Here is a 12,284-nt window from a genome sequence, read left to right on the forward strand (position 1 = left end):
CCTCGGAATCAGAAACTCGGGAATTGTATCCGCGCCCTCGTTTACCGATCCCGGAATTGCACCGCCTTTGCGGAGCCGCGAGGGGGACGCCGGGCAGTCGTGTCGACGGAGTGCGGGCAGGGGCGGTAGCGTCCGATCCCATCAGCCTGCTTCCGAGCTCAGGAGAGAGTCCGTGTCCTCTCACCCGTCCGCCGCTCCGCTCCCGCTGGGCACCGAGGTGTTCGACCGCCGCCTGCTCCTGGACGACGCGTGGCGGTTGTACGTAGACGCTCCCAAGGCCCTGCGGCTGAAGCAGCGGCTGCGCGTGCTGGTGTGCCCGTTCGAGGAGGTCGTGGGGTTCGTGCCCAAGGGGTCCAGCGTGCTGGACATCGGGTGCGGCTCGGGGCTGTCGCTGGCGTTGATGGCGGCGCGGGGGCGGGAGATCGAGGGGCACGGGTTCGACCCGTCCGAGGTGGCGATCGGGCTGGCCCAGGAGATGACCAAGCATCTGGCCGGCAGCGGCTCGACCCTGCACTACGAGCACCGCGACGCCAGGCGGGAGTGGCCGGACCGGCAGTTCGACGTGGTCAGCATGCAGGACGTGATCCACCACGTGCCGGTGGCCAGCCAGCGCGAGGTCTTCGACAAGGCCTGCCGAGCCGTACGACCGGGTGGGATCTTCATCTACAAGGACATGAGCCTGCGGCCGCGCTGGCGCAACTTCTTCTGCCGCGTGCACGACCTGATCATCGCCCGGGAGTGGATCTACCCGATCCCGGTGGCCGAGGTGGAGGGGTGGGCGGCCGAGAACGGGCTGACGGTGGAGGTGGCGAAGACCGCCCACCGCGTGGTCTACGGCAACGACCTGCGGGTCTTCCGGAAGGCCGCACGATAGCCTGGGGTCCCCCTCACCGCTAGGAAAGCTGTCGCGTGGAAACTACCGAGATCCGCCGCCTCGTCCAGCTCGAAGAGACCCACTGGTGGTACCGCGAGCGCCGGGCGATCCTTCGCAAGGAGCTCAGGTCGCTCAAGCCCGGCCGGGCGGTCGACATCGGCGCGGCCGGGGGCGGCAACACCCGGGTGATCGCGAAGGCCGGCTGGCGGGCCACCGCGACGGACTTCTCCGACCTGGCGGTGGAGGTCGCGCGCGAGCGCGGGCTCGACGCGGTCCAGGCCGACGCCCGGAAGCTGCCCTTCGAGGACGGCGAGGCCGACCTGGTGACCGCCTTCGACGTGCTGGAGCACATCGAGGAGGACGACCGGGTGGCGGCCGAGATCGCCCGGGTGCTCCGGCCGGGCGGCACGGCGCTGATCGCGGTGCCGTGCGACATGGCGTTGTGGTCGGCGCACGACGAGGCGGTGGGGCACGTCCGCCGCTACGCCAAGGACGAGCTGGTCCGCGTGGTCACCGGCGCCGGGCTGGTGGTCGAGCGGGTGTGGTCGTGGAACGTCCTGCTGCGGCCCGTGGTGGTCCTGCGCCGCAAGCGCTCCACCGGCAGCGACCTGGAGGAGCTGTCCGGCCTGGTCAACGCCGGGCTCACCGCGATCATCACGCTGGAGCGCTACCTGCCGGTGAAGGGCCTGCCCGGGGTGACGTTGTTCCTCCGGGCGCACAAACCCTGAGACCGTTTACCTGAGCGGGGGCAAACCTTGACACAATGGCGCCCGTGATCGGACAAGGACTACTGGCGCTCGTGCTCGCGGCGACACCCCTGCACCCGGCCACCCAGGCGGCGGTCGACTGTTCCAAGGTCAAGTGCATCGCGCTGACCTTCGACGACGGGCCGGGCAAGCGCACGGGCGAGTTGCTGAAGACGTTCAAGAAGGCGAAGGCCAAGGCGACGTTCTTCCTGGTCGGCCGGGCGGTCGAGCGGGATCCCGCGCTGGCCAGGCAGATCGTGGCGGACAAGCACGAGGTGGGCAACCACACCTACTCCCACCCGAGCCTGACCTCGCTCGACGACGAGGCCATCGCCGACGAGCTGGCGGTGACCCAGCAGGCGATCAAGGCGGCCACCGGGGTCCGCCCCAAGTACTTCCGCCCGCCGTACGGGCACAGTGACGACCGCGTGCTGCACGAGGCCTACCTCCAGGACCTGGCGCAGGTGAAGTGGACGGCCACCAGCCTGGACTGGAGCATCCGGGACACCGAGCGGATCAGGAACAAGGTGCTCAAGCTGGCCAAGCGCAACGCGGTCATCCTGATGCACGACCCGGTGCCGCAGACCGTGGCCGCGATGCCGGAGGTGCTGGCCGAGCTGAAGAAGCGGGGTTTCCACCTGGTGACGGTGTCGACGCTGCTCGGTGAGCGCAAGCTGGCGCCTGGCGAGAAATATCCATAAAAGCGGCAGAATGCGGTAGAGCGCCCCTGTGGGGATGGAGCGCTACAGGGGTGGGACGACAGTGAGCAAGAACGCCAGGGTGTCTTTCGCGACCTTTGCCGCGATTCAGGCGATCTTGCTGTTGTGGTGGGCGGCCTTCTACCCCGGCCTGTTCAGCCGCGACTCGGTGCTGTACCTCAGCCACACGCTGGCCGGCCCCTGGGTGAGCGACCACTCGGTGCTCTACGACGCGCTGATGTGGCTCAGCTTCACCGTGACCGGCGACCTCGGCGCGGTCACCCTGCTCCAGACCACCGCGATGGCGGCGGCCCTCACCTTCCTCGCGCAGTCCCTCAAACGCCTCGGCTCGCCGCCGCGCAGCACGACCGTGCTGGCGATCGTGCTCCCGCTGCTGCCGCCGGTCGGCGCGTTCACGGTGGCGTTGTGGAAGGACGTGCCGTTCACCATCTGCGCGATCACCATCGCCGCGGTGGCCTGCCGCGGCCTCGATCGCCGCAACCTGCTGGTGCTTGGCGCGCTCTTCGTCGGCCTGGGGCTCTTCCGCGCCAACGGCTTCCTGGTCGTGGCCGTCGCCGTCGTCGTGCTGCTGCTCGTGGTCAGGACCATGCGGGTACGGCTGGCGCTGACCGGCCTGGTCGCCGCGGTGATCCCGCTCGGACTGAACAACGTGGCCTTCCCCGCGGTCGGCATCACCGCCCCGTCGGCGACCTACGTCTACCACACCGCCTTCGCCGACCTGGCCTACGCCTTCCACGAGCGCCCGGGGCGCTTCCAGCCGCGCGAGGTCGAGGTGCTCAGCCAGGTGGCGCCGCTCTCGCGCTGGTGGCAGGGCGGCTCCTGCGCGACGGTCAACCCGCTCATCTGGCGCAAGGACTTCAGCTGGCAGCAGGCCGAGGTGCACTCGGCCGAGCTGCTGAACATGTGGAAGCGGCTGCTGCTGGAAAGCCCCGGTCAGGTGATCGACGCGCGGTTGTGCCGGGGCGCCATCGCCTGGCGGATCGCGGCCGACGCCGAGGCGGAGGGCGGGCTCACCTACCACTTCTCGCGCCGCCCGACCGCCGACGAGTACGTCGGGCCGGACAAGGTCACCGACTTCCCCGGCCGCGAGGTCTTCACGCTGCGCACCGGCTTCCCCGGCCTGTACGGCGCCGCCTACTCCTGGCTGGACCTGACCTACCGGCTCGACTGGCTGATGTGGCGCGGCGCGTTGTGGAGCTACCTGACCTACCTCGCGCTCGGGCTGGCCGCGATCGTGCGCCGGCGGCGGGCGGTGCTGGCGGCCGGGGCGATCGTCATGGGGCAGCAGCTCGCGGTGCTGGCCAACATCTCGGCGCAGGACTTCCGCTACATGGCCTCGCCGATCTTCATCGGGATGTTGCTGCTGCCGCTGCTGGTTTCCAGCACCGCCGAGCTGATCCGCCGCCGCCGGGCCAGGCGCACCACCGGCGGGGTACCGCTTGCCGTACCGCAGCCGAGGCCCGAACCTCTGCCCCTGAAGGAGCCGGCCGGCTCGCAGCACTGGCGCCGGTTGCCGGTCACCGGCGGGCAGGTGCTGTTGTGGCGCGCTCCTCACCAGGCCCGCCGAGCCACGCGCGCTCCCGGGGCACGCCGAGACTGGCTGGTGTCGCGCCGCGTGGTGTGGCACCCGCAGCGCCAGGACGCCCGGCCCTGAACCAGGGCGCGAGCAAGGCGGCGAAAACGGTCAGTGCCGATGGATCCGGACACTGACCAGCAGGCCGAGCAGGGCCGCGATCACCAGGGCTGCCGCCCAGTTGACCACGACCACCAGCCAGCCCAGCACCACCGCGACGACGGTCACGGCCGCCGCCACGCCGATCGCCAGCCAAGGGACGAAGCTCCGCATGGTGCCTCCTCCCTTGCCAGGCTACTCCCACTCGATGGTGCCCGGGGGCTTGCTCGTCACGTCGACGACGACCCGGTTGACCTCACGGACCTCGTTGGTGATCCGGGTGGAGATCCGCGACAGCACGTCGTAGGGAACGCGGGCCCAGTCGGCGGTCATCGCGTCCTCGGACGTCACCGGCCGCAGCACCACGGGGTGCCCGTAGGTGCGCCCGTCACCCTGGACGCCGACCGAGCGCACGTCGGCCAGCAGCACCACCGGGCACTGCCAGATCTCCCGGTCGAGCCCGGCCCGCGACAGCTCCTCGCGGGCGATGGCGTCGGCCTCGCGCAGCAGGTCGAGCCGCTCGCGGGTGACCGCGCCGACGATGCGGATGCCCAGGCCGGGGCCGGGGAAGGGCTGGCGCCAGACCATCGCGGCGGGCAGGCCGAGCTCCTCGCCGGCCCGGCGCACCTCGTCCTTGAACAGCGTGCGCAGCGGCTCGACGAGCTGGAACTGCAGGTCCTCGGGCAGGCCGCCGACGTTGTGGTGGGACTTGATGTTGGCGGTGCCGGTGCCGCCGCCGGACTCGACCACGTCGGGGTAGAGGGTGCCCTGCACCAGGAAGTCGACCGGGCCGTCGGCCAGGATGGCGCGCTGCTCGTCCTCGAAGACGCGGATGAACTCGCGACCGATGATCTTGCGCTTCTCCTCGGGGTCGGTCACCCCGTCGAGCGCCTTCAGGAAGCGGTCGGCGGCGTCGACGACGCGGAGCTTGACCCCGGTGACCGCGACGAAGTCGCGCTCGACCTGCTCGGCCTCGCCCTTGCGCAGCAGGCCGTGGTCCACGAAGACGCAGGTCAGCCGGTCGCCGATGGCGCGCTGCACGATCGCGGCGGCGACCGCGGAGTCGACGCCGCCGGACAGCGCGCAGATCGCGCGGCCCTCGGGGCCGACCTGCCGGCGGACCGCCTCGACGGCGTCCTCGACGATGTTGAGCATGGTCCAGTTCGGGCGGCAGCCGGCGGCCTCGAGGAAGTGCTTGAGGACGGTCTGGCCGTGCTCGGAGTGGAGCACCTCGGGGTGGAACTGCACGCCGTACAGGCCGCGGTCGCTCGACTCGAAGGCGGCGACGGGGGTCTCGGCGGTGGAGGCGGTGACGATGAAGCCGACCGGGGCGGCCGAGACGCTGTCGCCGTGCGACATCCAGACCTTCTGCTTGGCCGGCAGGCCGGCGAACAGCACGCCCTCGCGGGTGACGTCGAGCGCGGTGCCGCCGTACTCGGCGGTGCCGGTGCGGGCCACCTCGCCGCCCAGCGACTGGGCCATCACCTGGAAGCCGTAGCAGATGCCGAGCGTCGGCACCCCGGTCTCGAACAGGCCCTCGGGGGCGGCCGGCGCGCCCTCGGCGTAGACCGAGGAGGGGCCGCCGGACAGGATGATCGCCTTGGGCTTCTTGGCGAGCATCTCGGAGACCGGCATCGTCGAGGGCACGATCTCCGAATAGACGTGGCATTCGCGCACCCGCCGGGCGATGAGCTGCGCATACTGCGCACCGAAGTCGACCACGAGCACTGTGTCGAACTCAGACACCGAGAAGACCCCCAAGCAAGGTGGATGCGGTGTCCCCAGTGTATCGGCGCGTCATTCGTACCTGGGCAGCGGTGGCAGTCCTCCGGCCAGCAGGGCTTCGGTCTGCTCGCGCAGGCCCGCCGGGTAGCCCGGATGGGTCAGCAGGAGGAAGCGTTCCTCGCGGATCGCCTCGACGACCTGCCCGGCGACCCGCTCGGGCTCGATGCCCCGCTCGACGATGCCGCCGATGATCTCGTTGCCGTCGCGCTCGTCGGGCGTGCGGCCGGTGGCCAGCTCCGGCGGGCGCACCCGCTCGGAGCTGGCGATGGCGGTGCGGACCCCGCCGGGGCACAACGCGGTCACCCGCAGCTTGCTGCCGGCCAGCGCCAGGTCCTGGGCGAGCGACTGCGAGGCGGCGAAGGCGGCGTACTTGCTGACCGAGTAGGCCCCGGAGTACGGCGCGGCGAACAGCCCCGAGATGGACACGGTGTTGACGATGTGCCCCTCGCTGTCCTGCTGGATCATCCTCGGCACGAAGGCGTGGATGCCGTGCAGCACGCCCCACAGGTTGACGCCGAGCAGCCAGGCGAAGTCCTCGGGCTCCCGCGTCCACATGCGCCCGCCCTGGAAGACGCCGGCGTTGTTGCACAGCACGTGCACCGCGCCCAGCTCGCCGAAGGTGCGGTCGGCCAGGTGGTGGACGGCCGCGCTGTCGGAGACGTCGGTGATCTGCGTCAGCGCCTTCACCGCCGAGGCCTTCTCGACCAGGGCGGCCGTCTCGGCCAGACCGCCCGGTTCGACGTCGGCGAGCATGAGCGTCATGCCCTCCGCCCCGAGGCGCAGGGCCAGGGCCCTGCCGATGCCACTCGCCGCGCCGGTGATCACCGCGACCCTGCCGGAGAGCTCTCGCATCCCACGCCTCCCAAGCGCACGCTTGGGGACGACGTTAGAGGATCCGGTCCAGCAAGCCAAGCGGCGGCGAGCCCAGCTCCAGCATCGCGGTGTGGAACTCCTTCAGCGACCGGCCCTTCGCCCGCTCGCGGAGGTCCATGATCAGCAGCTTGCCCCAGGTGTAGCGGCCGTAGGTCGGGTCGAAGGTGGCCCGGCGGGCCTCCGACAGCGCGGCGGGACCGGCGAGGTGCGTGTCGCTCTCGAAGCGGCGCGCGCCCTCCTCGACCGTCATCTGCCCGGTGTGCACGCCGATCGCGCAGGCCAGCCGGGTCACCCGGATGAGCGCCTCCAGCCAGACGCCGATCTCGAAGCGCGGGTCACCGTCCTGGAAGCCCTGCTCGACGCAGAGCTCCTCGCCGTAGTGCGCCCAGCCCTCGGCGAAGGAGCTGGACAGCAGCAGGCGCCGCACGTCGGAGGAGACGTGCCGCAGCGCGCGGCCGTGCGAGAAGTGGCCGGGCGCGACCTCGTGCACGTTGATGGCCGGGAGCGTGGTGTCGCTGAACACCTCCAGCCACTCGTCCTGCTCCTGGCGGGACCAGGTCGGCTCCGGCGGGGTGATGTAGTACCAGGACGGGCCCTCCGGCTCGCCCGGCGCGTTCCAGCTCATCATCGCCATCGCCCAGCGCCGCGACTCCGGCGCCAGGCCCACCCGGCACTCGCCGTCGTGGAAGGGGACCAGGTCCTTCTCCCGGGTGAAGGCGATCGCCGCCTCGGTGCCGGCGCGGGCCGCCTCGATGACGCCGTCGGCGTCCGGGTGCTGCTTCACCAGGTCGCGGGCGACGTCCAGCGGGTCGCCGTCGCGGCCCAGCCGGCGGCAGGACTCGGCCAGGCGGGCCATGAGCCGGTCGCGCTCGGCGTCGGCCCGCGCGGCCAGCGCGCCGAGGTCCACCTCCAGCCCCTCGCTCGCCCCCATCAGGCGGGCCAGCGCCGGGGCGCCGAGCGAGGCGTCGGCCGGGCCGTGCTCGGCGGCGTGCGCGACGTGCTCGACCAGCCGGGCGTGGGCGGCCAGCGCCGCCGGGTCGGTGATCCCGGCCGCCAGGCCGCGCACCGCGCCGAGCGTCGCCCGGGCCACCGGGGCGCTCACCTCGTCGAGCGAGGCGATGGCCATGTCGACCGCCTCGGGCCAGCGCGCCAGGTGGGCCGCCTTCGCCGCCGCCCGCTCGGCCTCGGGGGCGTACTCGCGGTCGTAGCAGGCCAGGTCGAGGTTGCTCGCGTGGATCAGGGGGTTCTTGCGGTGCAGGCCGAGTTCGCCGTACTGCACGCGGAAGGCCTCCTCGAAGACCTCCAGGTGGGCGGCGTCGTAGGGGTCGGCGGGCGCCTCGCCCTGGCCGAGCCGCGCCAGGCCCGCCCGGACGCCCTCGGGTGAGAGGTCCTGGATCCGGCCGTCGTATTCGTGCCGGCCGCCGTGCTCCCTGGCCTCGGGCACCATCAGGTCGGCGGCTGCGCGCAGGCGCGCGTCGAGTTCGGTCATGCCCCGACGGTATGCCCTCCGGCGCCTGCCGTACCGGCGGGGACGAGCCCGGCCACGGGCGGTGGCCGGGCTCGCGCGCGGGCTCTAGCGGACGCCCTTGATCTTCATCACCCCGAACGAGGCAATCAGCGAGATGACGATGCCGACGATGAAGAGCGAGGCGTAGCCGCCGAGGTTGAGGACGACGAAGGCGGCGATGGCCGGGGCGAGGATCTGCGGGCCGGCGTTGGCGATGTTGATGACGCCGAGGTCCTTGCCGACCTCGTGCGCGTTGGGCAGCACCTTGGTCACCAGGGCCATGTCCACCGCGCCGTAGATGCCGAAGGCGATGCCGTGCACCACGTTGTAGATGATCATGCCTTCGAAGGTCGGCATGAGCAGCGGGATGACCAGCGAGACCGCGGAGGCGATGCCGGCGATGAGGGCGAAGAGCCGGAAGCGGTTGACCCGGTCGGACAGCGGCCCGACGATCACCACGGCGGCGATGGTGGAGACCTGGCCGATGAGCATGAGGATGCCCATCTTCTGCACGACCTCGCCCTTGGGAATGCCGATGAACTCTTCCAGCAGGAAGAAGTTGAAGGTGAAGATGATCATGTAGCCGGCCATGACCCCGAAGCGGGACAGGAAGGCCCAGGCGAAGTCGCGGCTCTTGAGCGGGCGGACGAAGCCGGCGAAGAACTGGGCCAGGTTGAGCGGCTGCGGCGGCAGGTCCCGCGAGTCCTTGTCCGGGCTGCCGAAGACGATGAGCAGCGCGGCGGCGGCCAGGACGACCATCACGATGTAGTACGCGCCGCCCTGGGCCAGCTCGGGGTAGGCGATGAAGACGATCGAGGTGACCACGGTGGCCAGCGGGACGCCGAGGCCGACCAGGCCGGAGAAGGTCCCGTAGCGGCGCTCGGGCACGCGGTCGGGCAGGATCGCGGTGACCGCGGCCTGGTAGCCGTTCATGATGGCCTGCACCGCGGCCCAGCTCAGGCCGAGCATCAGGACGGTGCTCGCGCTGGCCTGGACGGCCAGGGCGATGATGCCCAGGGCGACGCAGCCGAGGATCCACGGGGAGCGGCGGCCGAAGCGGGAGCGGGTCCGGTCGGAGATCTGGCCGAAGACGGGGTTGGCGATCGTCGCGAGCAGCGGGCCGATGGTGTTGGCCAGGCCGAGCGCGGCGACGTTGTTCTCCCCGGTGATGCGCTGCACGTGGGCGGGCAGGACGAAGGCGCCGACCGTGAGCCAGAGGAAGAAGACCGCGGCGTTGGCCACCGGGAGCGTCACGTACAGCGGGCCGAGGCGGAATCCGGGAGTGACGGCCGTGGGGGGAGCAGCACCCTGCACTTGCTTCATGGGGGCAGGACCTTCCTGATCAAACGCGTGGTGATACGTATCACCCGACGATTGCTCTGGACTGTAGGTCGCCCGGGCACGCCTGACAAGGCACCGTGCCAAGTTGTTACCGCGCGGCACCCGGCCGGCGTAGCGAGATGATCAGGCGCTGTCGCGCGCCACGAGCAGCGGCCGGGCCAGCGTGATCACTTCGCCCGCCTCGAACTCCCGCTCGCCCCGGATCACCGCGTCCAGCAACGCCACCAGCTCGGCGGGCGTGCGGGTCGGCTGGAAACCCACGCTGGTCAGCCTGGGCCGCATCAGCTTGGCGATCGGCAGGTCGTCGGCCCCGACCACCGCGACGTCCTCCGGCACCCGGACCCCGGCGTCCTGGAAGGCGCTGATCAGCAGCATCGCGTACTCGTCGTTGTAGGCGAAGATCCCGTCGGGCAGGTCGTCCCGTACGGCCAGCCGTCCCGCCTCGGCCTCGGAGAAGGCCAGGTCGATGCGCTCGGCCTGCGGCGCGACCTCGCGGACGCCACGCCAGCGGGCGGCGCCCATCTCGTCGATGCCCTCCTCGCGCGGCACGATCGCCGCCAGCCTGCTCCGGCCCCGTGCGAGCAGGTGGCGGGCGGCGAGCGCGCCGATCTCCCGGTGGTCCATGACCACCGAGGGCACCAGGTCGGAGGGACCGTCACCCATGCCGAGCACCGCCCGCGTGCCGGAGGACCGCAGCAGGTCCACCGACGCCCGGGTGAGCCGGTCGGTGTCGACCAGGATCGCCACCGGGCGCAGCTCGGCCCAGACCTTGGCCGCGGGCACGCCCTTCAGCCGCCGCTCGCCGTAGTGGACCATCGTGTAACCGCGCTCGGCCAGCTCGTCGCCGATGGCGTCGAGCCAGCTCGCGGCCAGCCGTCCGGTCCGGGCGGCGGGCAACGGCATCAGCACCAGGCCGCTGTGGCCGGTGCGCAGCGCCCGGGCGCTGGCGTGGGGCACGTACCCCAGCCGGGCCGCCGCCTCCCGCACCCGCTCCCTGGTCTTCTCGCTGACCCGGGCGTTCGGGTTGTCGTTCAACACGTAGGAGACGGTGGCCTGGGAGACACCCGCGGCGCGCGCCACATCCACACTGGTCGGCGGTCGCCGTTGGATATCGTCGGTCACTCCTGGCATGCTACCAACAGCTTATACGTATAATTCGCTTCTCGGTGGCCTGTCAACCCGCCGCCTCGACCGCGTCCAGCAGGGCCTCCATCGTCGCGTCGCCGGTCGCGGGAGCCATCACCGAGACCCGCAGGTGCCGCACACCGTCCAGCTCGGCCGAGCTGAGGTGGAAGGCGCCGGCCGCCATCAGCCGCTCCCGGATCTCCGCCTGGTCGCCGCTGCCGTAGCGGAAGCAGACGATGTTGCTCTCCGGCTCGTACGGGAAGGTGAAACCGGGCCGCTCCCGCCCGAGCTCCCACAGCCGGTGCGCGGTGGCGTACTGCCGGGCCACGTACTCCCCCAGGCCGTGCTCGCCGCGCCAGGCCAGGTTGAGGAAGACCTTCAGGCCCAGCCCGCCCTTGGTGCACTCGACGGTCCGGTTGATCAGGTCGAAGCCCTGGTCGCCGTAGAAGATGTAGCTCGCCTCCTGCTGGAAGGCCGCGTCCAGGTCGGCCTCCCTTCTGGTCAGTACGGCTGCCGCCAGGGAGGAGGTGCGGAGCATCTTGTGCGCGTCCCAGACCACCGAATCGGCCAGTTCCACCCCGTCCAGCAGGTGGCGGAGGCCGGGACTGAGCAGCGCCGAGGCGCCGTGCGCGCCGTCGACGTGGAACCACACGCCACGCTCGCGGCACCACTCGCCGATCGCGCGCAGGTCGTCGTGGAGTCCGGTGCCGGTCGCGCAGGCGCCGGCGACCAGGGCCAGCACGCGGCGGCTCTGGTCGGAGCCGGTGCGCAGCCTCCCATCCACCACGTCCGGAAATCTCGTGACATCGAGGCGGCCCAGCCGGTCGGTCGGCAGCGTCACCATCGCCCGGCGGCCGAGCCCCAGGATCGACACCGAGCGGGCCACCGAGTAGTGCGCGGACTCGGGCGCGAGGACCACCACGTCCCCGGGCACCCCCTCCTCCCAAGCTTCAGGTACGGCACGCGCCCGCGCGGCGAGCAGGGCGGTGAGGTTGGCCAGCGACCCGCCGTGCGTCAGCACGCCCCCGCCCTCGGCGAAGCCCACCTTGCCGAGCATCCACCGGATCACCTCGAACTCGACGGTCGCCGCCGCCGCGCCCATCTCGTAGATCGCCATCGGGTTGTTGATCGTGCCGTGCACGAAGTCGGCCAGCGCGGCCGGGAAGTCGGGCGAGGCGGTCTGGTGGGCCAGGAACCCCGGGTGGTGCAGACGGGTGCCCTCGGCGAGGAAGTCGCGCAGGAAGGGGCGGTAGGTGTCGGGGGTCATCCCGCCCTTGGCGATCCAGTCCGCGAGGCCGAGCCGTTCGGCCAGTTCGCGGGGTGGGCGGCGGCGGAGGACCGGGGGCGTGCCGCTCTGGCTGGCCGCTACGTAGGCGGCGAGTTCCTCGACGGTGATGCCGGTGGCTGTAACGAACTCCTCAATACTCCACATAACCCGAAATATGAGTGAGTGGCGGGGTCTGGTGCTAGATCGGGCGAATAGGAGGGCAGGGGCGGTGCATAACGCCGAACTGGATCGATCGATCTGGCCATTCTGGCCGAGCTGCAGAACGACGCTCGGCTACCCAACAAGGACCTCGCCGCGCGGCTCGGGGTCGCTCCGTCCACCGCGCTAGAGCGGGTGCGGTCGTTGCGCCGGCGT

11 protein-coding genes and 1 pseudogene are annotated in these 12,284 nt (G+C 71.4%); 5 read left to right on the forward strand and 7 right to left on the reverse strand.

The window, feature by feature from the left end; genetic code table 11:
* Nucleotides 1–172 precede the first annotated feature (172 nt).
* From ACIBG7_RS04210 to ACIBG7_RS04225, 4 genes are all read left to right on the forward strand, one after another.
* Nucleotides 173–874, forward strand: coding sequence for a class I SAM-dependent methyltransferase (locus tag ACIBG7_RS04210; RefSeq protein WP_357916030.1), 702 nt, complete (start codon nt 173–175; stop codon nt 872–874).
* Nucleotides 875–909: 35 nt separating this feature from the next.
* Nucleotides 910–1,602, forward strand: coding sequence for a class I SAM-dependent methyltransferase (locus ACIBG7_RS04215; protein ID WP_357916027.1), 693 nt, complete (start codon nt 910–912; stop codon nt 1,600–1,602).
* A gap of 44 nt (nt 1,603–1,646) precedes the next feature.
* A complete protein-coding gene (locus tag ACIBG7_RS04220) occupies nt 1,647–2,321 on the forward strand; it encodes a polysaccharide deacetylase family protein (RefSeq protein ID WP_357916024.1) in 675 nt (224 codons plus the stop codon).
* A gap of 79 nt (nt 2,322–2,400) precedes the next feature.
* Entirely contained in the window at nt 2,401–3,993 is a 1,593-nt protein-coding gene (locus tag ACIBG7_RS04225) for a hypothetical protein (protein WP_397335133.1), read from the forward strand.
* A gap of 30 nt (nt 3,994–4,023) precedes the next feature.
* Here ACIBG7_RS04225 and ACIBG7_RS04230 read toward each other — a convergent pair whose 3' ends face one another.
* From ACIBG7_RS04230 to ACIBG7_RS04260, 7 genes are all read right to left on the reverse strand, one after another.
* On the reverse strand, nt 4,024–4,185 hold the full coding sequence (locus tag ACIBG7_RS04230) for a hypothetical protein (RefSeq protein ID WP_357916019.1): 162 nt from the start codon (nt 4,183–4,185) through the stop codon (nt 4,024–4,026).
* 21 nt (nt 4,186–4,206) lie between these two features.
* Nucleotides 4,207–5,757: a glutamine-hydrolyzing GMP synthase gene (gene guaA, locus ACIBG7_RS04235; RefSeq protein WP_397335134.1), complete on the reverse strand. Its 1,551-nt coding sequence runs from the start codon at nt 5,755–5,757 to the stop codon at nt 4,207–4,209.
* Between the two features lie 51 nt (nt 5,758–5,808).
* Entirely contained in the window at nt 5,809–6,648 is an 840-nt protein-coding gene (locus ACIBG7_RS04240) for an SDR family NAD(P)-dependent oxidoreductase (RefSeq protein ID WP_357916013.1), read from the reverse strand.
* 34 nt (nt 6,649–6,682) lie between these two features.
* Nucleotides 6,683–8,158 carry a DUF885 family protein gene (locus ACIBG7_RS04245; RefSeq protein ID WP_397335135.1) on the reverse strand — a complete coding sequence of 492 codons (1,476 nt, stop codon included), beginning with the start codon at nt 8,156–8,158 and terminating at the stop codon, nt 6,683–6,685.
* Between the two features lie 84 nt (nt 8,159–8,242).
* On the reverse strand, nt 8,243–9,499 hold the full coding sequence (locus ACIBG7_RS04250; RefSeq protein WP_397335136.1) for an MFS transporter: 1,257 nt from the start codon (nt 9,497–9,499) through the stop codon (nt 8,243–8,245).
* A 141-nt stretch (nt 9,500–9,640) separates the two neighbouring features.
* Entirely contained in the window at nt 9,641–10,639 is a 999-nt protein-coding gene (locus ACIBG7_RS04255) for a LacI family DNA-binding transcriptional regulator (protein WP_357916005.1), read from the reverse strand.
* 52 nt (nt 10,640–10,691) lie between these two features.
* Nucleotides 10,692–12,074 (reverse strand): pyridoxal phosphate-dependent decarboxylase family protein, encoded by a 1,383-nt coding sequence (locus ACIBG7_RS04260; protein WP_397335137.1) that lies wholly within the window; start codon nt 12,072–12,074, stop codon nt 10,692–10,694.
* Between the two features lie 99 nt (nt 12,075–12,173).
* Here ACIBG7_RS04260 and ACIBG7_RS04265 point away from each other — a divergent pair.
* Nucleotides 12,174–12,284: pseudogene (locus tag ACIBG7_RS04265) on the forward strand (AsnC family transcriptional regulator); the annotation flags it as partial.

Source organism: Nonomuraea sp. NPDC050328 (assembly GCF_044459405.1).
In the GTDB taxonomy this organism is placed as follows: Bacteria; Actinomycetota; Actinomycetes; order Streptosporangiales; family Streptosporangiaceae; genus Nonomuraea.

Excerpts from the sequence above, each read along its gene's own strand:
- ACIBG7_RS04240 (WP_357916013.1), bottom strand. The coding sequence starts at position 6,648 with ATGCGAGAGCTCTCCGGCAGGGTCGCGGTGATCACCGGCGCGGCGAGT.
- ACIBG7_RS04230 (WP_357916019.1), bottom strand. The coding sequence starts at position 4,185 with ATGCGGAGCTTCGTCCCTTGGCTGGCGATCGGCGTGGCGGCGGCCGTG.
- ACIBG7_RS04260 (WP_397335137.1), bottom strand. The coding sequence starts at position 12,074 with ATGTGGAGTATTGAGGAGTTCGTTACAGCCACCGGCATCACCGTCGAG.
- ACIBG7_RS04245 (WP_397335135.1), bottom strand. The coding sequence starts at position 8,158 with ATGACCGAACTCGACGCGCGCCTGCGCGCAGCCGCCGACCTGATGGTG.
- ACIBG7_RS04250 (WP_397335136.1), bottom strand. The coding sequence starts at position 9,499 with ATGAAGCAAGTGCAGGGTGCTGCTCCCCCCACGGCCGTCACTCCCGGA.